Source organism: Bradyrhizobium sp. 23 (genome assembly GCF_023073295.1).
GTDB lineage: Bacteria > Pseudomonadota > Alphaproteobacteria > Rhizobiales > Xanthobacteraceae > Bradyrhizobium > Bradyrhizobium canariense_D.
In genome coordinates, this window is record NZ_JADPJF010000103.1 from 370,734 (window position 1) to 393,665 (window position 22,932).

General features: G+C 64.5%; 11 protein-coding genes and 3 pseudogenes. 7 read left to right on the forward strand and 7 right to left on the reverse strand.

All coding sequences use genetic code 11. The annotated features are described in order from the left end of the window. A partial coding sequence (locus tag IVB32_RS43095; protein ID WP_346731110.1) for a helix-turn-helix transcriptional regulator occupies window positions 1-155 on the reverse strand: 155 nt, incomplete at its 3' end. A gap of 188 nt (window positions 156-343) precedes the next feature. Here IVB32_RS43095 and IVB32_RS26810 point away from each other — a divergent pair. Together IVB32_RS26810 and IVB32_RS26815 are read left to right on the forward strand one after the other, a co-directional pair. Then, window positions 344-1,336: an alpha/beta hydrolase gene (locus IVB32_RS26810; RefSeq protein WP_247368710.1), complete on the forward strand. Its 993-nt coding sequence runs from the start codon at window positions 344-346 to the stop codon at window positions 1,334-1,336. 199 nt (window positions 1,337-1,535) lie between these two features. Further along, window positions 1,536-3,107 (forward strand): hypothetical protein, encoded by a 1,572-nt coding sequence (locus tag IVB32_RS26815; protein ID WP_247411825.1) that lies wholly within the window; start codon window positions 1,536-1,538, stop codon window positions 3,105-3,107. Window positions 3,108-3,583: 476 nt separating this feature from the next. Here the strand turns inward: IVB32_RS26815 and IVB32_RS26820 are convergent, their stop codons facing one another. Then, a complete protein-coding gene (locus IVB32_RS26820) occupies window positions 3,584-16,129 on the reverse strand; it encodes a VCBS domain-containing protein (protein WP_247411826.1) in 12,546 nt (4,181 codons plus the stop codon). 945 nt (window positions 16,130-17,074) lie between these two features. Here IVB32_RS26820 and IVB32_RS26825 point away from each other — a divergent pair. Both IVB32_RS26825 and IVB32_RS26830 read left to right on the forward strand, forming a co-directional pair. Beyond that, complete coding sequence (locus IVB32_RS26825; RefSeq protein ID WP_247369581.1) at window positions 17,075-17,293, forward strand: hypothetical protein; 219 nt, start codon at window positions 17,075-17,077, stop codon at window positions 17,291-17,293. Then, entirely contained in the window at window positions 17,290-17,712 is a 423-nt protein-coding gene (locus IVB32_RS26830; protein ID WP_247369579.1) for a hypothetical protein, read from the forward strand. The genes IVB32_RS26825 and IVB32_RS26830 overlap by 4 nt, the downstream gene beginning before the upstream one ends. Window positions 17,713-17,717: 5 nt before the next feature. Here the strand turns inward: IVB32_RS26830 and IVB32_RS43100 are convergent. Next, a pseudogene (locus tag IVB32_RS43100) lies at window positions 17,718-18,017 on the reverse strand (MOSC domain-containing protein); the annotation flags it as partial. Between the two features lie 108 nt (window positions 18,018-18,125). Here IVB32_RS43100 and IVB32_RS26835 point away from each other — a divergent pair. Continuing rightward, window positions 18,126-18,323: a hypothetical protein gene (locus IVB32_RS26835; RefSeq protein ID WP_247395346.1), complete on the forward strand. Its 198-nt coding sequence runs from the start codon at window positions 18,126-18,128 to the stop codon at window positions 18,321-18,323. Here IVB32_RS26835 and IVB32_RS26840 read toward each other — a convergent pair. Beyond that, a pseudogene (locus tag IVB32_RS26840) lies at window positions 18,281-19,920 on the reverse strand (helix-hairpin-helix domain-containing protein). The gene IVB32_RS26835 and the pseudogene IVB32_RS26840 sit on opposite strands and share 43 nt — an antisense overlap. A 562-nt stretch (window positions 19,921-20,482) precedes the next feature. Here IVB32_RS26840 and IVB32_RS26845 point away from each other — a divergent pair. Continuing rightward, window positions 20,483-20,665 (forward strand): DUF3606 domain-containing protein, encoded by a 183-nt coding sequence (locus tag IVB32_RS26845; protein WP_247369574.1) that lies wholly within the window; start codon window positions 20,483-20,485, stop codon window positions 20,663-20,665. A 51-nt stretch (window positions 20,666-20,716) separates the two neighbouring features. On the opposite strand, the pseudogene IVB32_RS26850 reads toward IVB32_RS26845, so the two are convergent. Both IVB32_RS26850 and IVB32_RS26855 read right to left on the reverse strand, forming a co-directional pair. After that, window positions 20,717-20,887: pseudogene (locus tag IVB32_RS26850) on the reverse strand (DNA polymerase III subunit epsilon); the annotation flags it as partial. Between the two features lie 251 nt (window positions 20,888-21,138). After that, window positions 21,139-21,351 (reverse strand): hypothetical protein, encoded by a 213-nt coding sequence (locus tag IVB32_RS26855; protein ID WP_247369573.1) that lies wholly within the window; start codon window positions 21,349-21,351, stop codon window positions 21,139-21,141. 582 nt (window positions 21,352-21,933) lie between these two features. On the opposite strand from IVB32_RS26855, the gene IVB32_RS26860 reads away from it, so the two are divergent. Continuing rightward, window positions 21,934-22,134: a hypothetical protein gene (locus IVB32_RS26860; protein WP_247369570.1), complete on the forward strand. Its 201-nt coding sequence runs from the start codon at window positions 21,934-21,936 to the stop codon at window positions 22,132-22,134. A 608-nt stretch (window positions 22,135-22,742) separates the two neighbouring features. Here IVB32_RS26860 and IVB32_RS26865 read toward each other — a convergent pair. Continuing rightward, the coding region (locus IVB32_RS26865; protein WP_247411830.1) for a hypothetical protein at window positions 22,743-22,932 on the reverse strand (190 nt) is incomplete at its 5' end.

Here is a 22,932-nt window from a genome sequence, read left to right on the forward strand (position 1 = left end):
GCAGCCGTCGCACTGCTCTGCGCCCGCTCCACCCGCCCGATCATGGCCCGGCTGACGCCGGAGCGCGCGGCAAGCTCATTCAGCGTCATGCCGGCCTGCGTCCGAAGCGTCTTCAAGCGACGACCGATCGCGCGATCGAGTTTCTGCTGGTCCATTTTCTTTGCAGGTCCTGGTCTCTGATCCGAACATTGCCGACACGAGGACCGCACCCATCATGGCCGCGAGAAGCTTAAGCTGGGCGATGCGTGCGTGCCGGAAGCGAGGGGCCAATATATTAGAAACTTTGCGGAGCCTATAGGGCCGACTAGGATAGACCCAACGACGATGACCGGGAGGCGGCGACATGGGCGAACCGACGCAGCGGACGATCAAGGCCAACGGCATCAGCCTCAACGTCGCCGAGCAGGGCAAGGGGCCGATGGTGCTGCTCTGCCACGGCTTTCCGGAAGGTTGGTACTCCTGGCGTCACCAACTCGAGGCGCTGGGGGCAGCCGGTTTCCGCGCGGTCGCCCCTGACATGCGCGGCTACGGCAAGAGCGACCGGCCCGAAGCCATCGACCAGTACACGATCCTCCACATGGTCGGCGACCTCGTCGGCGTGCTCGACGCTTTCGAGGCGAAGGACGCCGTCATCGTCGGGCACGACTGGGGCGCGACGATCGCCTGGCACACGGCGCGCCTGCGGCCCGACCGCTTCCGCGCCGCCGCCATTCTTAGCGTGCCCTATCGACCACGCAGTCCGGTGCGGCCGACGAGCGTAATGCCACAGACGGCGGATGCGCAGTTCTATCAACTGTATTTCCAGGAGCCGGGTGTCGCCGAAGCAGAATTCGAAAGGGATACGCGCGCAACGCTCGGCGCGATGCTCTATGGCGGTTCCGGCGAAGGCGCGGCGGTGATCCGCGCCAATGCCGAGCGTCAAGGGCGGACCGCCGGTGTCGGCATGGTCTCTCGCAAGGACGGCATGCTGCCGAAGGTGCAGGTGCCGCTGCCGTCGTGGCTGAGCAGCGCGGACCTCGACTATTACGGCGCCGAATTTGCCCATAGTGGGTTTCGCGGACCGCTCAACTACTATCGCAACATCGATCGCAACTGGGAGCTGATGGGCGCCTTCGAGGGCGTCAAGGTGGTCGTGCCCTCGCTCTTCATCGCCGGCGACTACGACATGGTCATGGCCTTCCCTGGCGCCGCCGAGCACGTTGCCAACATGAAGCAATGGGTGCCGCAATTACGCGAGATCAAGATGCTACCGGGGTACGGACACTGGACGCAGCAGGAACGGCCGGCGGAGGTGAACGCGGCGATCGTGGAATTTCTGCGGAGCCTGCCGAACTAAAGGATGGAGCGGGCGAAGGGAATCGAACCCTCGTATGCAGCTTGGGAAAACGATCCGTAAACCATCTCCGAAGGCCGAGCACCTTCGTTAATGCGTTGAAAATACGTTGAAATCCATGATACAAGGCATTCGAACGCCTCGTGAACGGAAGCCCGCTTTTTTAGCTGTCATTGTACGATTGTTGTACGAGATTTTGCCCATGGCATCCGCCGCAAAATACGAGCGCCAATCCTTTCGTTTCTCCGACAGTGTCGTCGGCAGCGCGCAGCACGCAAGTAGGGACAAAACGCTCGGTACTACGGTCCTGGAATGGCGGGACGTCGGCACCGTTGGCCTGACCATTCGCATCACCAAGAAGAAGGCCATCTGGTACATCCGCAGGCGGGATATCACCATCCGCCTCTGCGAAGTCCGCCAGCTGCCGTATGAGCAAGCGAGATATGTCGCCAAGCAGATACTGCTCGCTGCCGAAATGAAGCGCGACCTCCGCGATGTTGCCACGGTCCTGCTCAGCTACGCCTTCCCCGGCAATCCCCAATCAAATGCAGTTGACCAGAGACTGGAACACGGACTCGCGAATTGGGAGAAGGCCAAGACGCTTCCCATCGGAGCGATCGCGCCGTTCTGGACCTGGAAGACTTTGACGGAGAAATTTCTCGCTTACAAGAAGCCGAAGCTGAAGGAGAGCTACCGGGAGGAATACGCGCACTATCTGGAGCTCGAGCAGTTCGCCGCCGTGAACGACAAGATGGTCCGCGACATCAAGCTGAGCGATCTCGAGAAGCTCAGAGACGCGATCGGAGAGAAGCACGCGCCATCAGCCGTCCACCGGGCCGTGACCCAGGCGAAGGCGATGTTGAGCTGGGCCTGGAAGTTTTATGCCACCGCCTCGGGTCTGGAGGACGTGCAGTACGAGTGGTGGACGAGATGGTCCTTCGAATATCACACGAGCGAACGCACCCGCACCCCCTCCATCGACGAGATCGCACGCACCCTAGTCATTGCGGAGAAATTCACCCATCTCGCCGAGGGCGAGCACGAAACCTATCCTGGCACGCTCGGTGCGCTATGGGGCGTGTGTCTTACCGGACAGAGGACCGGCGCCTTTCTAAAGCTGCGCACGGATCGCCTCTACGATGCGGCAAAGGTCGTCCGACGCCTCCGGGGCTGGAAGATCGCGAATTGGACCGCCCACGAGATGAAGGGCGGAAGGGACGGCGGCAGGCCGCATTCGCTTCCGCTTCCGCCCGAGGCGCTCAAGATCATGCAAAAATACCACGCTATGTCTGGCGGGACGTCAAAGTGGATGTTCACGGGCCGTGACCCCAGGAAGCACATCACGCAATCGGCCCTGAATCTAGCGATGCATCGGCTCCAGGGCCGCGTATACGATCACACAGTCAAGCAGAAGCCTTCCCGCAAGGGCAAGCCTGGGCCAAAGCCACACCCCAAGAAGGAGCGCGTCGACCTGTTCGAGCTCTACGGCATCGATAGGTGGACCCTTCACGACTGCAGGCGAACGCTAACCACCTATCTCGACGACAAGCGGCTCGGTGGAGCGGCGACAGCCATTCTTGGGCACAAGACTTCGCTCGGCAATACCAAGGAACGCGAGAAGCTCGCGCCGGTGACTGAGCAGCACTACAGCCGCTCCCAGAAGATCGATCTGAAGGCGGAAGGGATGGCTCTGTGGATCAAAACGCTGCTCGCCGCCTACGTCAAAGAGAACCGCAAGTTCCGCGACTTGCGTGGCGACCGAAAAGCCGCCTAGAGACGGAGAGCCCGTCCCCTTCTGGGCTTCGGAAGCAAGATGGCGGAGAAAGTGGGACTCCCTCCCCCTATGCCCTAAACGCGCGAAAACCGCCGAAAAACAAGGGTTCCGATTAAGGCCGGTCGGGTTTTGTGACCACCGCGGTGTACCACCGATTCGGCTCTTCGGACCGTCAACCTGGGACAATTTGGAGGCGTTTGAGGATCACCCCACGGCCGAGTTCAGTCGGCTGTTCTTCGGGCCCTCGGCGATGATGGCTTGGAGTGCTCCGTAACCTTGCCGTTCGCCGCAACCATCCCGCTCTCCGGCCGGGTGCTAGGTTGGGATCGAACCACAAAACGGAAAAATGCGACCGATGGCGAACGTGAACGCCCGTCTCGCTCCATTCTGGTCGCGGCCCAGTTCGTCGCCGCCACCGGGCGTCGCCACGACGGCCGCCCGCGGCGAAGTCGGCAAACTTCAGACCTCGCGATCTGCTAAGCCAGCATGAAGTTCTGGTCGTGCAGCGTGCCGACGTAGCCGCTGAGGTGGATCTCGATGTCGTGGGAGTCCATCAGGCCGTCGCCGTTGACGTCGATCTGAAGCGTGGCATTCGCGCCAGTCTGGTCGATGCGCGCTTCGGAGTGCGGCGACCCCGCGGAGCCGTCGAATGCAGCCGTGTCCATGAAATGGACCGGAGTGGCGAACTGCGCCGACATGCTCGCGAAGTTGAAGGTGTCGCTGCCGGCGTCGAAGTTGACGATGGTGTCGCCGGCTCCGGTCTGCGATTCGGCGGCGCCGGCGAAGTGGAAATTGTCGACGGCGGCGCTGGCGACGATGGTGTCGGCCCCAAGTCCGCCCGTCACCGCCGTGGTTCCGCTGGTGTTGCCGATGGTGATGTAGTCGTCGCCGGCGCTGCCGTTGACGGTCTCGGCGTTGACGACGGTGACGTTGTTGGCCTGGGCGGCGAAGTTGACGGTGTCGTTGCCGGCGGCCATGTCGATGATGGTGGCGAACGACTGCTGGGTGATGGTCAGGGCATCGTCGGTCGAGGAGCCGTTGACCTGGTTGATGTTGTACAGGTTGTCGAGCGAGTTCGACCCGGCGGCGAGATTGACCGTGTTGTTTCCCTGGCCGAGATCGATGGTGAGGCCGGAGACGTCGTTGAGCAGGGTCAGGGTGTCGTCCGAGGCGGCACCCGAGAAGTCGCTGCCGCCGACGCCTTCGACGCCGGTCAGGGAGACCGAGTTGGCGCCGTCGGCCATGTTGATATGGTCGTTGCCTCCGCCGAGGTCGATTGTGATTCCGGAGACGTCGTTCTTTAGGTTAATCGAATTGTCGGATGCGTCGCCGTTGATGAACTCCACGTTGGAAACGTGGAAGCTCAGGTATCCTTGCGTGAGGTTCAACGTGTCGTTGGTTCCGCCGCCGAGGTCGATGTTGATGTTGTCGTCCATGGTGCCGTATCCGCCGGTGACCGTCAGCGTGTCGTCGCCTGCGGTGCCGTTGATGTGCTGGACGTTGAAAACGTCGGCGAGCGTGTTGGTCCCGGCCGCCAGGTTCAGCGTGTTGTCGCCCTGCTGCAGGCTTACCGACAGGCCGCTGACGTCGTTGAGCAGCGTGACGGTGTCGTTGACCGGCGTTCCGATCCAGTCGTTGGTGTTGAGGTACTCGACGTTAGTCACGCTCAGCGAATTGACGCCGCCGGCCAGCATGAGGGTGTCATTGCCCGCGCCGAGGTCGACGGCGATGCCGCTGACGTTGTTGTTCAGCGTGAAGCCGTTGTCGAGGGCGTTGCCGTTGAGATGCTCGACATTGACTGCGCTCAGGACAGCGTATTGCGAGCCGATGGCGAGGACGTCGTTGCCGCCGCCGAGGTCGACGACCGGGCTGCTGCCCGGTTCGTAGATCGTGCCGGTCAGGGTCAGCGTGTCGTCCGACGCGGTGCCGTTGATGTGCTGGATGTTGAAGAGGTCGGTGAACGTGTTGCTTCCGGCAGCCAGGTTCAGGGTGTTGTCGCCCTGCGCCAGGTTGACGTTCATGCCGCCGATGGCGTTGTTGAGCAGCGTCAGGGTGTCGTTGACCGCGGCTCCCGAGAAGTCGTTGGAGGTGAGGATTTCGACGTTCGATACGCTCAGCGAGTTGACGCCGCCGGCCAGGGTTATGTCGTCGGTGCCGCCGCCGCCGAGATCGACGGTGAGACCGGTCGCGTTGGCGACCAGGTTGATGTTGTCGTTTCCGGTGGATCCGGTGACGTGTTCAACGTTCAAAAGGTTCAACTGGTAGAAGTTCGGCGAAACAAGGCTCACGGTGTCGTTGCTGCCGGCCCCGAGGTCGATCTGGTGACCGAAGACGTTGCTGCCGACCGCCAGGAAGTCGTCGCTGGCAGTCCCTGTGATCGTGCCGGCGCCGAGGTTGAAGGCCGAAATGTCGACCGGGTTGAGCGAGGTGCCGGAGTTCAAAAGATACGTTCCGTCGCTGAACTGCAGCACCTCGACGTTGGTGAGGGTATCGAGGCCGTCGCGGCCGCCGACGCTGTCGTTGACCGTGGTGACGCCGGTGGCGCCGTTGGTCGTGACCGTGTACTGGCTGCGGCCGCCGGTGAAGGCCGCCATGTCGGTGCCTGCGCCGCCGTCGATGGTGTCGTTGCCCCCTTGCCCGGTGAGGGTGTCGTTGCCGATGCCGCCAGAGATCGTGTCGCCGCCCCCTCCGCCGAACAGCAGGGCGTTGCCCGAGCCGCCGTTCAGGACGTCGGCGAAGTTCGAGCCCTGGACCGAGTTGACGCCGCTCAAGATGCTGTCGATGCCGATTCCGGCGCCGTCCGAAGCGGCGATGCTGTGGGCGTTGCCGGTGGAGAGATCGACCGAGACGCCGGACGCGGCCTGGGTGTAGGCGACCCGGGTGCTGCCGTTGCCGGTGATGACGTCGTTGCCGCCGAGGCCTTCGAACAGGTTGAAGGTTCCGCTGTTGAATGCGCCCACGCCGCCGACGAAGCCGGAGGCGTCGTAGGTGTCGGCGGACTGGCTGCCGGTGGCGCTGTTGACCCCGGTGAAGCTGTCGGTGCCGACGGAGACGTCGCCGCTCGCGGTGCCGGCCGCCAGATGGATGATCACGCCGGCGGCGGCGCTGCTGTAGATCATCCGGGTGTTGCCGTTGCCGGTGACGGTGTCGTTGCCGCCGAGCCCCTCGAACTGGTTGAAGCTGGCGTTGTTGCCGATGTTGAGGGCGCCTGCCGTGCCGAACGTGGAGGCGTCGTAGGCGTCGTTGAAGTTGGTGCCCTGGATCGCCTCGATCGAACGCAGCGTGTCGTTGCCCACCGAAGCGTCTCCGGTCACGGTGCCGGCCCCCATGTTGACGGTGATGGCCCCGGTCGAGAAGTAGATGTTGTTGTAGGTCGCAAGGTCGAACCCGCCGCGTCCGTCGATGGTGTCGTTGCCGCCGCCGCCGTAGAAGGTCTCCGTGGTGGCGGTCGAATTGCTGCCGCGCAGCGTGTCGCCGAACATCGAACCCTGGACGGCATTGACGCCGCTGAAGGTGTCGTGCCCGGTCGAGGCGTCGCCGTCGGCGGTGCCCGTACCCGCGACCGCGCCGGTCTGCAGGTCGACGACGACCCCTCCGGTCGCGTTGATGTAGGAAACGCGGGTGGCGCCGTTGCCGACGATGCTGTCGTCGCCGCCCATGCCGACGAACTCGTTGAAGGTTCCGTTCGACCCGGCATTGGTGCTGCCGCCGCCGAATCCGGTCGCCGTGTAGCTGTCGGCGAAGTTGGTGCCGCGCACGGATTCGATCGAGCGGAGGGTGTCGGTGCCGACCGAGGCGTCGCCGGTAAGCACGCCGGACGCCATGTCCACGGTGATGCCCGAGGTCGTGGCCTGGTCGAGCGCGTAGTCGGCGCGGTCGAAGCCGCCCCGCCCGTTGATGAGGTCGTTGCCGCCGCGGCCTTCGAAGACCTCGACGGTTCCGTTCGCGTTGGCGCTTCCCAGAAGGGTGTCGGCTCCTGCGGACCCGACCACACCGGCAAAACCGTTGCCGATCAGGGTGTCGGTGCCGACAGAGGCGTCGCCGGTGGCGGTGTGCGCCTGGAGGTCGACGGTGACGCTGCCGGTGGCGTTGACGTACGAGATCCGGGTAAGCAAGGCGCCCTGGCTGTTGATGCCGCCGGTGATGAGATCGTCGCCGCCACGGCCTTCGAATTCGTTGAAGCCCACATTGGTTCCGGCGACGCCGGTGTCGCCGCTGAACCCCGCCGCGGTGAAGGTGTCGGCGAAATCGCTGCCGACGATGCCCTCGATGGCGATCAGCGTGTCCGATCCGGAGCCGCCGGTCACGGTCCCTGCCGTCAGATTGGCCACGATGCCGGACGTCGCGTCCGTGTAGACCGCGCGGTCGAAGGCCTGGCCACCGTCCAGGATGTCGTTGCCGGCGAGCCCCTGCAGCCTGTCGTTGCCGCCGAGCCCCTGGATGGTGTCGTCGCTGGTCGTGCCGGTGAGCGTGTCCGGACCGCTCGTTCCGACCACGAGGGCGCCGCCGTTGACGGTGATGCCGATGGTCGTCTGGAACGAGAGGCCGCCGGCGTCGGTGGCGACGACCGTGATCTGCTCGGTTCCGGTGGTCAGGGCTCCTGCGACGACCAGGTTGCCGCCGCTGACGCCGAACTGGCCGCCGGCGTTGTCGGCAAGGCTGTAGGTGAACGTATCGCCGGCATCGGGATCCAGCGCGGAGAGAGCGCCGACGACGGTGCCGTTGGCCGTTCCCTGCGGAATGACCGTGTTCGACAGCGAGATGTCGGTCGGGGCTTCGTTGACGTTGGTGGTGGAGATCGCGAAGGTGGTATCGTGGGTGAGCCCGCCGGCATCGGTGGCGCGCACCGTGACCGAATGGGAAGTAGCCTGTTCGTAGTTGAGCGGAGCCGTGGCGACGAGGTTGCCGCCCAAGATCGAGAACAGGCCGCCGGCGTCGCTGACCAGCGTGAAGGTGGCGGTGTCTCCTGCATCCGGATCGAGCGCCGACAGGGCACCGACGACGGCGTTTGCGGCGCCGTTCTCCGCGACGGAGTTGTTCGACAGAACGACCGCGGTCGGCGCCTCGTTGACGTTGGTGGTGGCGATGACGAAGGTCCGGTCGACGGTGAGACCGCCGGCGTCGGTGGCGCGCACCGTGATCTGGTGCGACGCCGCCGACTCGTAATCCAGCGGCGCGGTGGTGACGATCTGATTGGCGACCAGGCTGAAGAGACCGCCGGCGTTGTCGAGCAAGGTGTAGGTGGCGGAATCGCCGGCGTCCGGATCGACCGGGGTGATGAAGCCGACGACGGTGAATGCCGGTGCGTTCTCGGCGACCGACAGGTTCGAGGCCGTGATGTCGGTCGGAGCTTCGTTGACGTTGGTGACGTCGATCTGGAAGCTCTTGCTGAAGGTGGCGCCGGCGGCGTCGGTCACGAGGATGCCGACCTGATGGGAGGCCGCGGTCTCGTAGTCCAACGGCGCCGTGGTGACGAGCTGGTTGCCGTTGACGATGGCGAACAGGGCGCCCGGGTTGCTCGTCAGCGCGTAGGTGGCGCCGTCGCCTGCATCCGGGTCCATGTCGGACAGCAGCCCGACGAGCGAGCCCGACGCGCTGTTTTCCGGCACGGTGGCGCCCGACAGCAGGATGTCGGTCGGGGCATGGTTCGGCGTGATGACGGCGAAGTTGGCGTCGCTCAGCGAGCCTGAGAGGCCGTTCATGAGGACGGTGATGTCGCCCGCCCCGATCGTGCCGTCGCCGTTGACGTCGATCTGCAGCTGCTGCTGTCCGCCGAAATTCGTCAGGATGGCTTCGGCCTGGGGCGCTGCCGGCGATCCGTCGAGGACGCCGGATGCCATGAAATGCACCGAACCGGCAAGGCCTGCCACGCCGTCGAGCAGGAACTGGTCGTGCGCGGCGTCGAAGTTGCTGACGCTGTCCTCGCTGGTGGCGGCGGAGGATTCCGAAGCGTCGGTGTAGCGGATGACGTCGTTTCCGGCGCCCGCCGTGATGAAGTCCGCGCTGCCGCCGCCGGTGACGGTGGCGCCGACGGTGCCGGTGACGGTGATGAAGTCGGTGAAGGCGCCGCCGTTGACGTGCTCGACGCCGTTGACGGTGACGCTGGAGAAGCCGACGAGATTCAAGGTGTCGTTCCCGGCGCCGAGATCGACGATGCTGCCGCCGGCGTCGATCATGGTCAGGACGTCGTCGGACGCTGTGCCGTTGACGTGCTGGACCCCGTAGGCGGTGATCGAGTTGGTTCCGGCGGCCAGGTTCAGGGTGTTGTCGCCCTGCTGCAGGTTGACGATCAGGCCCGAGGCATCGTTCAGCAGCGTCAAGGTGTCGTCCGAGGCCGGCACGGTGCCGCCGAAGACGTCGGCCGAGCCGACGCTCGAGACGTGGGTCAAGGCCAGCGTATTGGCGCCGGAGGCGATCTGCAGGCCGGAATTTCCGGTGCCGAGATCGACGGTCAGCCCATCCTGGTCGTTGGTCAGGGTGTAGAACGCGTCGGGCTGTCCGGTGACGACCAGGTGTTCGATGTTGTGGAGCGCGAAGCTGCCGTACTGCGCTCCGACGGAAAGCGTGTCGTTGCCGACGCCAAGGTCGACCGACATGTCGTTGTTCGGCGTGTAGACGCCGTTCGACACCGACAGGACGTCGTCCGAGGCGGTGCCGTTGATGCTGTCGACGTTGAAGAGGTTGGTGAACGAGTTCGCGCCGGCGGCGAGATTGAGGGTGTTGATGCCGTTGCCGAGGTTGACCGAGAGGCCGCTGACGTCGCTCAGAAGCGTGAGCGTGTCATTGGAGATGCTGCCGGGGGAAAAGTCGCTGCCGGTGAGGATTTCGTCGCCGATGATGCTCAGCGAGTTGACGCCGTTGGCCAGCACCACATTGTCGTTGCCACCGCCCATGTCCACGGTCAGGCCGTTGACGTTGGAGAGGAAGCCGACGAAGTCGTCGCCTCCGGTGCCCACCAGATGCTCGACGTTGGCCAGGTTGAGGTTGTAGCCGCCGGTGACGCCGAGCATGACGGTGTCGTCGGTTCCGGCGCCGAGGTCGATCAGATGACCCGAAAGCGTCTGGCTGATCTTGACGTAGTCGTTGTTCGAGCCCGTCGCCGCCGTCAGGGAATTCGCCTGGGCGTTGAAGAACAGCCGGTTGTCGGACAGATCGACCGGGCTCGCCTGCGTCCCCGAACCCACCAGGACGTTGGCGTTGTTGAATTGCAGGACCTCGACGTTGGTGAGCGTGTCGGTGCCGTCGCGGCCGACGACGCTGTCGGTGACCGTGGTGACGCCGGCGGTTGTCGAGATGTTGTACTGGGCCCGAGCTCCGGAATAGATCGCGACATCGCCGCCGGCGCCGCCGTCGATCGTGTCATTGCCGCCGTTGCCGACGAACATGTTGCTGCCGGCGTCGCCAATCAGCGTGTCGCCGAAGGCCGAACCGGCGACACTGAAGACGCCGGTGAAACTGTCTGTTCCGATGCCAGCCAGGTCCCCTGCGGCGGTGCCGTGGGCGGTGCCGAGCGAGAGGTCGACCGTGACCGCGGCCAATGCGTTGCCATAGATGACGCGGGTGTTGCCGTTGCCTGTGATGACGTCGTTGCCGCCGAGGCCTTCGAACTGGTTGAAGGTGCCGTTGTTGCCAATGTTGAGGGCGCCCGTGACGCCGTAGCCCGTGGCGTCGAAATTGTCGGCAAAGAAGGTGCCTTGAACGCCTTCGATCGAGCGCAGCGTATCGTGACCGATCGAACCGTCGCTGATACCCGTCGCTGTTCCGGCGGCAAGATTCACGGTGACGCCGGTGGTCGCCGTGGTGAGGCTGTTGTAGCTTGCAACGTCGAAGCCGCCGCGGCCATCGATGAAGTCGTCGCCGCCTAGACCGGTGAAGGTGTTGTTGAAGTTGCTTCCCAGCAGCGTGTCGCCGAAGGAGGACCCCTGAACCGCGTTCACGCCGGTAAACGTGTCGGTACCTTCGCCAAACGCCCTAGCCGTGCCGGCGACCAGAAGCGGATTGGCCGATACGGTCGTCCCTTGGAGATCGACGGTCACGGCGCCGGCCGCGTTGGTGTAGTTGAGTCGCGTGGCGCCGTTGCCGATGATGGTGTCGTTGCCGCCGGCTCCCTGGAAGTCGTTGAAGGTGCCCAGCGAGCCGATGTTCGCGCCCCCGGCGCCGAAGCCCGTGGCGTCGAACACGTCGTCGAAATTGGTTCCGCGAACGGCTTCCACTGCTACCAGCGTATCGGTGCCGATCGTGGAATCGCCGACGACGATGCCGGCAGCCAGATTGACGATGATGCCGGCGGTGGTCGCCGCATCGTTCGAGTAGACGGCGATGTCGTAGCCGCCCCGACCATCGATCAGATCGTTGCCGGCGCGTCCCTCATAGCTCTCGTATGTCCCCGGTCCATTGTTGCTGCCGCGCAGAATGTCGTTGAACCCAGAGCCGATGACGCCGGACACGTTGGTGAAGCTATCCTGGCCGACGGAAGCGAGATCTTCCGCAACGGTTCCGTTGGTTGCGTAGGCCGAGTGGGCCTGGATATCCACCGTGACGCCGTCGGTGGCGTGGAGATAGCTGACGCGGGTCAGGGCCTGGCCGGATCCATTGAGAAGGCCGGTGATCTGGTCGTTGCCTTTCCCACCCTCGAATTCGTTGTAGCCGACGACCGCACCGGCTACGCCGGTGACGCCGGCAAAGCCGGTCGCATCGTAGGTGTCGGCGAAGTCGGATCCCACGATGGCTTCGACGTTCACGAGGACGTCGCTGCCGACGGATGCGTCGCCCGTCACCGTCCCGGCGGCCATGTTCACGGCGATGCCGCCTGTGGCGTCGGTGTAGAGCGCCCGGTCGAAGCCGGTGCCGCCGTCGATGCGGTCGTTGCCTGCGTTGCCGGCGATGCGGTCGTTGCCGGCGCCGCCGAACAGCACGTCGGCGCCTTCTCCGCCGGAAATATCGTCGTTGCCTTCGCGCCCGTCGATGGTGTCGATTTCCGCCGTTCCGGTCAGGACGTCGTTGCCCGAAGTGCCGAACACGGGAGCAAGGACGGCCACCTGGGCGGCGGCGACCTGCACAGCCAGGGCAGCGGGGTCGGCGTAGTGGTCCTGGATCGCCGTCAGCTGGGCGGCGTCGGAGAAGTTGCCTGCGGCGGCGGCTGCCAGTTCCGTCGTGGCGGCGCCCTGTGCGACCTGACCGGCCTGGGCGATCTGCGTGACGGTGCCTGCCGCCTGGATGCTGTCGTTGGCCGCGCTGACCGTGCCGGTCACGACGTCGGCGGCCGTGCCGCTGACGCCGGAAGCCGCGACGATGTCGCCGACCGTTGAGCCTACGCTGAGGTCGATGGTGCCGTCGGGACCGACGTTTTTGATCGCTCCGGCGATGGCGTCGAAGACGCTGGAGGTGGCGCCGACCGCGGAAATCTGCGCCACGGTGCTCTGGACCTGGACGCCTGCGGACAGTACCGCCGTCGCCGCCTGATCGCCGCCGACGGCGGCCGAAACCGGGTCGTAGGCCGTGAGCACGATGCCGCTCGTCGATGTGTCGATGCCGAAGGCGGCGGCGACCTGCGCGGTCGCTTGGGCCGTGGTCACGTTGCCCACGGCGAGGGACGTGATCAAGGTCGTCAGCGGAGTGACGACGGTGGCGCCGTCGGGCGCCTTGAGCGTGCCGGTGAAGGCGAGGCCGGTGGAGATGTCGGTGCCGCCGGTCATGATCAGCGTGCCGTGGGGGTCGTGCAGCGTGAAGCTGCCGTCGGCCGCGGTGATCGCGGATGCCTCGCCCGCCGTATAGACGCCGTTGCCGTCGGCGTCGGCGAACACGAAGGCTCCGGCGATGTAGCCGTCGACGGCGTGTTTAACGCTGTCGTTGAGACCTGCACCGACGTCCACCGTCATCGTCGCGGTCTGGATGGCCTGATGGCCGCCCTCGATCGAGGCAACGGAGACCTGGAGGGCGAGGCTCTGCTGATGCGCTCCCGACAGCGGAACGAGATGGAGATCGCCAAGGTCCGCCGCGGCGACCTCCCAGTGCCCGTCCTCGAACACGGTGCCGTGGTCGAGCTTGTAGCTGTCCGGAATGCCCTTGATCGTGATGGTGCTCAGCGCGCCGGCGTCGTCGACCAGATGGGTGTCGATGACGAGCGCGATCGGGGCATCGTCGGTGCCGGAAGCGTGGTGGGCGACGAGAAAAGGTGCGTCCTGGGTGCCGTGGATGGTGAAGGAGACCGGCTTCGTGGTGCCGTCGACCGAGGAAACGGTGAAGGTTTCGACCTTGACCTCGCCTGCGGCCAGGCCCTGCACCAGCGCATTGTCGACCGTGTAGGTGTAGTGGCCGTCGGAGGTGATGGTCATCTGACCGAGGGTGCCGACGGGGGCGGTCACCATGGTGCTGAACAGCGACTGGCCGGCGTCGGCGTCGGTCGCCGTCATCTGGCCCGAGACCGACAACGATGCCGCGTCTTCGGTGACGTCGTGAAGCACCGGGTCGCCGATGACGGCGGCGTCGTTGGTGCCCTGGATCGTGAACGAGATCACCTTGGGCGTACCGTCGACGGAATGAACGGTGAAGGTGTCGGTGCGCGTGTCGTTCGCGCCGAGATACTGAACGGCGGAATTGGCGACGGAATAGGTGTAGGTGCCGTCGACGGCGAAGGAGAGCGAGCCGAGGTTGTTGGCGTCGGCGACCGATCCCGGCTTGAACGACAACTGATATTGATCGACATCGGCGATGGTCAGTTGGCCGGTCGCGGACAGCGTCGCCCCGCCGGAATCCTCGGTGACGGTGTGGGTCACCGGATCGCCGATCACGGCCGTATCGTTCATGCCCTGGATCGTGAACGAGACCACCTTGCTGGTGCCGTCGATCGATTTGATCGTGAAGCTTTCGACCCGGAGGTCACCGGCACCAAGATACTGCACGGCCGAATTGGCGACCGAATAGGTGTAGGTACCGTCGCTCTGCAGCACGAGCGTGCCGAGGTTGCCGGCGCCGGGCGTCACGACGGTCTGGAACGCGGCCTGGCCGGCGTCCGGATCGGTGATCGAAATGTTGCCGGATGTGGTCAGATCGCCGGCAGGCGAGACGGCGCCGTCCTCGCGCACCAGGATGTGGTCCGGGTTTCCGATCGTCGCCGGAGTGCTCGCGCCGCTGCCGCCGTGGATCGTGAACGAGATCTGCTTCTGGGTGCCGTCGAGCGAGGTGACCGTGAAGGTCTCGACCTTGACGTCGGCCGCGCCGAGATACTGGGTCGCCGAATTGGCGACGGAATAGGTGTAGGTGCCGTCGGCCGCGATCGAGAGGTGGCCAAGGTTGCTCGAGGCCGATGCGACGGTGGTCTTGAACGCAGACTGGTTCTGGTCGGCGTCGGAGATGAAGAGGATGCCCGAGGCGGTCAGCGTCACCGGGGATGCGTTCTTGGTGACGTCGTGCTGGACCGGCGTGCCGATCACCGCGGCGTCGTTGGCGCCGTGGATGGTGAAGGACACCTGCTTCTGGGTGCCGTCGAAGGCGGTGACGGTGAAGGTCTCGGTCTTGACGTCGTTGGCGCCGAGATACTGCACGGCACTGTCGGCGACGGTGTAGGAATATGCGCCGTTGGCGGCGATGCTCAGGTGACCGAGGGTGCCGGCCGCCGCAGCGACGGCGACGGTCTGGAACGAGGACTGGTTCTGGTCGGCGTCGGCGATCGAAAGCACGCCGGCGGCGGTCAGGTTGCCGGCCGCGGAGACCCCCACGTCCTCGGTGACGTCGTGGACCACGGGTGCGCCGATGACGGCCGCGTCGTTGGTGCCGTGGATGGTGAAGGTGACCTGCTTCTGGGTGCCGTCGAGCGCCGTCAGGGTGAAGGTGTCGACCTTGGTGTCGCCCGCGCCCAGATACTGCACCGCGCTGTCGAGCGCGGCGTAGACATAGGCGCCGTTGCTTCCCATCACGAGCACGCCGAGATTGCCGTTGCCGGCCTGGATCGTCGGCTGGAAGGCGGATTCGCCCTGGTCCGCGTCGACGATCGAGACCGTCCCGGCCGCGTACAGGATCGGATTGGTGGCGTCCTCGGTGACGTCGTGGGCGGTCGGCGTTCCGATCACGGCCGCATCGTTGATGCCGTGGATGGTGAAGGAGACCTGCTTGGTGGTGCCGTCGAGCGAGGCGACCGTGAAGGTGTCGACCTTGGTGTCGCCGGCGCCGAGGTATTGCGTGGCCGCATTGGACACCGAATAGGTGTAGGTCCCGTTGGCGGCGAGCACGAGCCCGCCGAGATTGCCCGCGGCCGAGGTCACGGTGGTCTTGAATGCGGCCTGGCCCTGGTCGGCGTCGCTGATCGAGATCGATCCCGTCACCGAGAGATTCGGGGCGGTGGTGTCCTCGGTGACGTCGCGCTGGGTCGGCACCCCGATCACGGCGGCGTCGTTGGTGCCGTGGACGTTGAACGAGATCTGCTTCTGGACGCCGTCGAGCGAGGTGATGGTGAAGGTGTCGGTCTTGGTCTGGCCCGCGCCGAGATACTGCACGGCGCTGTCGGCCACGGAATAGGTGTAGCTGCCGTTGCTCTGCAGGACCAGCGTGCCGAGGTTTCCGGAGGCCGATGCGACGGTGGTCCTGAAGGCGGCCTGGTTCTGGTCGGCGTCCGAGATCGAGATCGAGCCGGAGGCCTTGAGGACGGGGCTGGTGGCGTCCTCGGTGACGTCCACCGCGCTGGGAGTGCCTATCACCGCCGCGTCGTTGACGCCGACGATGGTGAAGGCGACCTGCTTCTGGGTGCCGTCCAGGGACGTGATGGTGAAGTTTTCGACCTTGGTCTCGCCGGCGCCGAGGTACTGCACCTTGCTGTCGGCGACCGAGTAGACGTAGGCGCCGGCGGCGGTGATGGAGAGCGTTCCGAGGTTGCCGGAAGCCGCGATCACGGTCGTCTTGAAGGCCGCCTGTCCGGGGTTCGCATCCGAGATCGAGATCGTCCCCTGTGCGGTCAGGGTCTGCAGGCTGGTATCCTCGATAACATCGTGAACAGTGGGCGCACCGATGACGGCTGGTGAATTAGGCATGGCAATTCCCCCCGAAAAGAGCTTGGTCGGCTGATCATAGCCAGGCTGTGCCGGATAGGCCGTAGCGACCAAAAATGGATGACCCGGGCTTCCCCCAGACTTAAATTCGCGACGCAACTGGATAGTTATAAAATAGGTAGTCGAGGCTTTTATGAGCAGCAGAACATTCGCGTCAAGCACGAAGCACGAGAAGCATGTGCGAAGTTAGTCGCAATCGGATTCATCGTAATGAAGTACGATTAATTGCTGCATCGCAACTGCGATGTAGCACCGAGGTGGGACGCTAAGCGCCCGGCGCGCAGAGTCGGCGGGCAGCACTTCCGACTCCCGTAGAGTTACGGGCCAGACATTTGCAATCCTTTCGCGGTGATCATCCGGAAGGTACTCACGGAAACTAATGGTCGCTAATGTCGCGCACGGGCGCGAAGATCCTTTTCAGTCGTTGCGCTCCCAGCGAACCCTTCGCGAAGCAAAGCCCGGCCAAGACCAAGGGAGATCCAAGGCGCTGCTGCTCAAGTTCGATTGTGTGGTCAGGCGATGAAAGCCCGCTCACATGTTTTTGGAAAACGTCCGGGGCATGCACCATATTGACGGGAGCGAGGGTCCGCTCGCTCACTTTATCGGTCTTTTCAGAAGGAAGGTCTACACGCCATCGGACTAGTGTTTCAAGCCAGCGAGCAAAAATGCGGGCCGGTCACTATACGTTCGGCTACGATCCCCAGCCGAGAAATGTCCACGTGACAGAGCCGCCATCGCTTTAAATCAGACGCGCCAGCGCAGTCGTCGTTCGATTCTGAAAGATTTCGGTCATCTTGCTCTTCTTGCTGCACCGTCGCTCCGGGATCTGCAGCGCAGGGACCGCAATTTCCACGGAGCTTAACAGGCCTGAATCCCCAGACCGACAAAACCGACGTAGGATGGGCTTTTCCCTTGTGGGGGCACCTCATGTTCGACACGGAAACTACCGCGCTTTTGCGCGCGGTCCTCGATGAAGTCTGCGAAAGCGTCTCGCACCGCGAGATCGGAGCACGTACGCACGTCGCATCGAAGATCCTGGAAGCTGCTACCCAAGGCGAGGTCTCTCCCGAGGGGCTCACGCGGGTTGGCCGCGACGCCCTGTCCCGCGCGCCACGATGTGGTCCTGATCGCGCGGGGCGGGTGTGAATTTCCAGGTGACGGTCCTCAAGATCCTGGTGAGCTATCCGGATGGCTTCGCCGTCATGGAGGACCTCAAGCGGGACATGGCCATCCTGGCGACCAGTGGTCGCGATTGGGCGGACCGGACCAGGCGCCTCGCCGCCCGGGTGCCGGATCTCGACATCTTTTCACACGGGCTGGTCGAACGCATCAGCGGCGGATGGCAGATCACGGCGAAGGGACGAGCGGTGCTCGAGTTCATGGAAACCCGCCCCGCTACGCCCGAACCGATCCAGGCGCCGTTGGTCGAGGAGGCTGCAGCTCCGATAGTCGCTGCGAGCCAGCTTCCTCCGCTGCGGCAGCCCGTTGATCGAGCAAAGCGGCGGCGCGAACGCCGCGAACGTCGGCGCGAGGCGCGCGAACGAGCAAGGGCCAACGCGTCCTGAGTGTCCTACAGAGGCGGCAACGCGCGAAACGAAGACGATGGGAGCCGAACCCGCGCCGTATCGCCAGCCGCGACCGCTGCCCGGCCCGCACCACGCCAAGCACCCCGCATTTTGAATGGAGGGCCCGTTTCCGCCGACGAGAGCACCTGCCGTTTCAAGCCAGCCTGGAAGCGGTCGATGAGGACACAGGGCGTCTGGAGGCCGGTCAGCTCTATTATCGCGGTGGGCCCCAGCTCGACGAGGGACCCGAGCGGCAGCCGCTCGAGGTCGAGGCCGGCAGTTGTGATGTTCTCACCTAGGTCCCCCGCTGCGACCTCGAAGCCGGCTTCTAGGAGGCGTCCCTAGAGTTCACTCGCAATGAGGTGGACCTGTCTAAGATTGGGTAGGCGGGGCTTCCGACGTGCGAGATAGCGATGCCGGACGAACGCGACGGCGTGGGCGTCACCGTCGATGCCATGGCCTTCCACAAGGACTATGCGGTCCCGGATCGGTTTGCTGAAGTGGTGACCGCGATCGGCGGCAACTGCGACCACGACGCCCTCCAGCGAGAGCGCGTGCGCCTGCGGCATCAGGCCGCCCGGGCGAACGAGCGCCGCTTCTGGCGGAGGTAGCGCGTGATTTCCGGAAGAGGCATCGCGTTCAGGACCCGGTCGGCTGGCACTCCGCCCTTGCGCGCCATCTCGACGCCCCAGTGCATGTGGTCGAGCTCGGGGATCGAGTGCGCGTCCGGATTGATGCTCAGCATGCAGCCGAAGTCGAGGGCGGCTTGGTGCCATCGCCAATCCAGATCGAGTCGCCATGGGTGGGCGTTGATTTCGACGACGACGTCATGCTTGGCGCATGCCCGAAGCACTTTCTCGACGTCAATTTCGTAGCCTGGCCGCCGCTGGAGCTGTCGCCCGGTCATGTGGCCGATGATGGTGGTGTGAGGATCGGAGACGGCCCGAAGCAGGCGCTGCGTCTGGGCCTTGCGGTCCAGTTTGAAGCGGCCATGGATGCTCGCAAGAATGAAATCGAACCCCTCAAGCACGTCGTTCGCATAGTCCAGCGAGCCGTCGGCCAGGATGTCGGACTCGATGCCTTTGAGGATCCGAAAATCCTTGCCGAAACGTTTGTTCAGCCGGTCGGCTTCGCGGTGCTGCTGCGCGATCTCCTCCACGGAGAGACCGCCTGCGTAGTGCGCCGACTTGGAATGGTCAGCGACCCCGAAATATTCGAAACCGCGCTGGCGCGTAGCCTTGGCCATGGTCTCCAGGGTCTCGGTGCCGTCGGAGGCGTCGGTGTGGCAGTGAAGGATTCCCCGCAGGTCGTTGTCTGTGACGAGCTTCGGCAACTTGCCCTTCAGAGCCAGTTCGATCTCGCCGCGCCCTTCCCTGAGTTCGGGATCGATGAACGGCAGGCCGAGAGCACGATAGATCTCGACTTCGTCGCCGGCGATCAGCGTGCGGCCCTTGTGCAAGCCATCCGTCTCCAAGCGCCGGTGGCGAAAAGTAGGGCGGCGCCGAAGTGTTCGCGATCGGACAAGCGGATCTGCAATCCGTCCGCCGCGGATGCCTTCGGCGTCTTGTCGGCCTTGGCAGACTCCGCAGACTCCGCAACGACCGCGAGGTTCCCGACGAGTTCGCAGCCGCGGCGGAATTCGCCTGCGATCGTCACGCGCTTGAGCTCGGGCCGCGCCTTGCGAAGCGAGTCCTTGGCGTGCGCAAGCAGGGCGGCAGCACGGTGCAGGTGGAGGCGACCTTCTCCCCTTTTTGCGATGGCCAGGTTCTGCAGGATCTTGGTCTGCAGGGCGGCGCCCAATCCTTTGGCTTTCTTGATGCGGTCGTTCTTGGCGGCGGCCTCCAACTCCGCGAGCGAGGTGATGCCGAGATCCTTGTAGAGACGCAGCACCTTCTCGGGGCGGAGGCCGGGCACCGACAGCATCTCGAGCACACCCTCGGGAAACTCCTTGCGCAGCTTTTCAAGGTGCGGATGAGTGCCGCTCTTGTGGAGCTTGGTGATCATGTCGGCGATCGCCTCGCCGACGCCGGGGATTTCGGTAAGCCGGTCTTCGGCGATGAGCACGTGCAAAGGGACTGCGAGGGCCGCCAGGCTGTCGGCGGCCCGAGAATACGCTTTTGCCCTGTAGGGATTGCCGCCACGCAACGCGGTGCGCTGAGCGTACTCTCGCAGGAGACTTGCTACAATGCGAGCGTCGACGGAAGCCACTCAACGAGCCTCCCGTTCCGCGCCCCGCCTCGCCGCAGCAAAACCAGCTTGAGAGATCCGGCCCTCATCGGGCCGACCCTCGAGAGATGCCTCGAGCTTCTGCGCTGCCCGGAAGTCCTGAAGGTGCTGCGTGTTCGGGGCATAGGCGGCCTCCTTCTTGAGGAGATTGTAGATTCGGCCAACCACCAGCTGCAGATGCTTCATCCTGCCCCGCGGCATCGCTCGGGCTTTGCAAAGGGCCCGGAGAGCGTAAGCGCGGAAATAATCAAAAGCGTCGGACATGATCTCGGTAAACGGAGTCAATCGCCTATGGTTCGGTCGGCACCGCAGGATCGGAAGCCTGTTCGGCTGGTCATGAGGAACCTGACGCGTGGGCAGCGCGATCTTAAAAGTCGGCGCTCCACTCCATTCCACCGCGTTTCTGCGGTCGAAGGTGAAGCCCAGGCGCTCACAGACGGATGGCCGCTTGTCTCGAGTCCGGCGGCAATGGCGAGGAGCTTCGGGAACCCCGGGAATCGTTACGGCGTTGCACCGCCATCAGATGCGCAAGAAGGAGGAGCAGATGGCAGCCGCGAAGAAGACCACGCGAGGACGCAAGCAGGACCGGGCGCGCGTCGCCGGCGGGCAGAAGTACGAGGTCGGCTATGAGGCGAAGAAGACCGGCCGCTCCGTCTCCGCCGTCAAGAAGGCAGTCAAGAAAGTCGGCAATTCCCGCAAGCGGGTCGAGAAGCGTCTCGGCCGCTGAGCCGCGCTCTCTCGTGCCCAATCCGGAGCCGGCCTGCTCAAGGCCGGCCGCTCAAGCCCGGCTCGAAAAGCGAGTGAAGGCGGTCAGCCGCTGGACGCCGGGCTCGACGTCACGCATGTAGATCTCGGTCCGCAGAAACGCGATCTCCTCGTCTACGGCAGTCTCACACACGTCGATGTACCAGCTCTTCGGACGACCATCGCTGCCGTCATTCCAGCGGTAGCTCGTCACCGGTGCAAGTCCACGTGCTTCCTCCGCCCCCCTTTCAAGCCGCTAGACCCGCGTTCAGGGCGAAATGCGATGCCGCACCCGTCTACGACCTCAAATCCTCGCTGGTGAGGCCAGAACCACCGGCTGGTACGCGAGCCTGGTCCTCGGGAGGCGCCCATCGGCGGCTCTCTGCGCGCGCTGCGGGAAGGCGGCCACGCTCGCGCGCTCTGCGCCACCATCAAGAACGAGCAGGGGCGTGGGCGTCAGGCCTCGCCGGATTCGGAGAAGCTCGATGCAGGCGGCGTCGTGCGAGACACCGGCAGCGGCCGCTCGGTCGGTCCAGATGCCGAGGGCTGACCGCCCCTGGTGTCATACCGCTTGGCGAGATCCAGGAGACGACGCCGGGTGAACGGATCAGCCTTTTCGGCCATCCCGCGGACCCGCTGCGCGAGACCTTGGTAGAACTCCTGCTCCATGACACGCCCCTCGACATCACTGCCGAAAGTTGAGTGCTCTGCGGTCGCGGAGTCAAGAAGGTCGCAATAGTGCGTGAACGCGGCCAGGATTTCATCGGCCAGCTTGAGCTCCCGATGTCGGCTGAATTAGAGTGCCATCGCAGGGGGAAACTGATGGCCATGCTCCATCCGGTCCGGAAGGCGTGCCCGGCGTGCGGCAAGCCGATGAAAGCTGTGCCTGACGAAGCTTCGGAAGGCCGGCCGCGGTACGTCTGCACCAATTGCAACGACGACCCTCTGCGCGATCCCAACGCCCTCAAATGGGCGCACGGCCCGCTGCGGCCTCCGGAGCCATAGTTCTTCGCGTTGGGAGCGGACTTGTCGTGAGCCTGGAACTGGCTTGGCCGGATGCCGTTAGTGCGGCGGGCCCGCGCGAATGCAAGGCCTGCGTGGCTCCGCCCTCAAGCCCCCCAGCCCCCAAAAGGCGGGGCCACGCTCAATCCTCTCCGTCCTTCCGCAGAATTTTTCCTCATCCCTAACTTGCGTGAATCCCAGGCTGGGCAGGTTCAGGCAGGATGCTGGCTTCGCTGGGAGAGACCTCCAATGTTCGATGCTGAAACCACCGCGCTTTTGCGCGCGGTCCTCGAAGATGTCTGCGAGAGCGTGTCTTGCTACGAGACCGCTGCCCGCACCCACGTGGCCTCCATGATCCTCGAAGCCGCGCGCAAGGGCGAGACCTCGGTCGACGGGCTTAAGCAGATCGGCAGGAGTGCACTTCGCGGGGCGCCGATCGTGTGGAATTGACTGCACTAAAGCGGAGCAGCGCGCGCCCAGCGCCGCTTGGCCTCGAACTAGCCGAGGCTTATCGCTCGAGCTAACAGGCTCGCGTCCAAGTGCACCTGATCGACGCATCGCTGCACCGGACCCGGGTAGTCCTGCTCTATCCAGGGCTCATCGGCAAAGCGAACGTCCTCGATCTTCGACAGCCGAAGGCAAATCCACCTGGCTTGTGGCGTACGCTTCGTGCGCGCGCTCGCTTCCACAAGGAGAACGAATGCGCGCTCCTCTCCGGTCGTGTGGCCCAGATCGAACCTGAGGCCGTCGGAACGGCTACAGCAAGAATGAGTTTTCCGGGATGTGGGCTGCGAACCTCGGAGACGCCGCGATGATCGAAACGTCTAATATCTCGGTGAAATGCCCCCGTTGCGGCACATGGCCTATGGCCGCGATCCTTCCGAAACCGACGAACCTTCTGCAGCACATTCGTTTCACGTGCCCGAAATGTCGTCACCAGGAGGAGGGTCGGCTAAGCCGAACGGCACAGCAAGGCTTCGACGCCGCTTAGGAATCGGTGTAGATCCCGACCGGAGGCTCTCGAGCCGAGCAAGCCGCATGATATTCACCTTGTCAGTCTAGGCGACCCCGTCGGCGGCGGCGTAGTGACTTACATGCTCGGGGGAGTTCAATATGTGGCTGTCGCCGGCGGAATAAAATTTTCTCGTTCTCACCGACAGCGGACCGGCCTGGGTCGCAATTTTATCACTCCCGGGTCGGCCGAAGCCGTAAGCCTCGGCTTCGGCCCCCTCCTGCCGGCGGAGGATA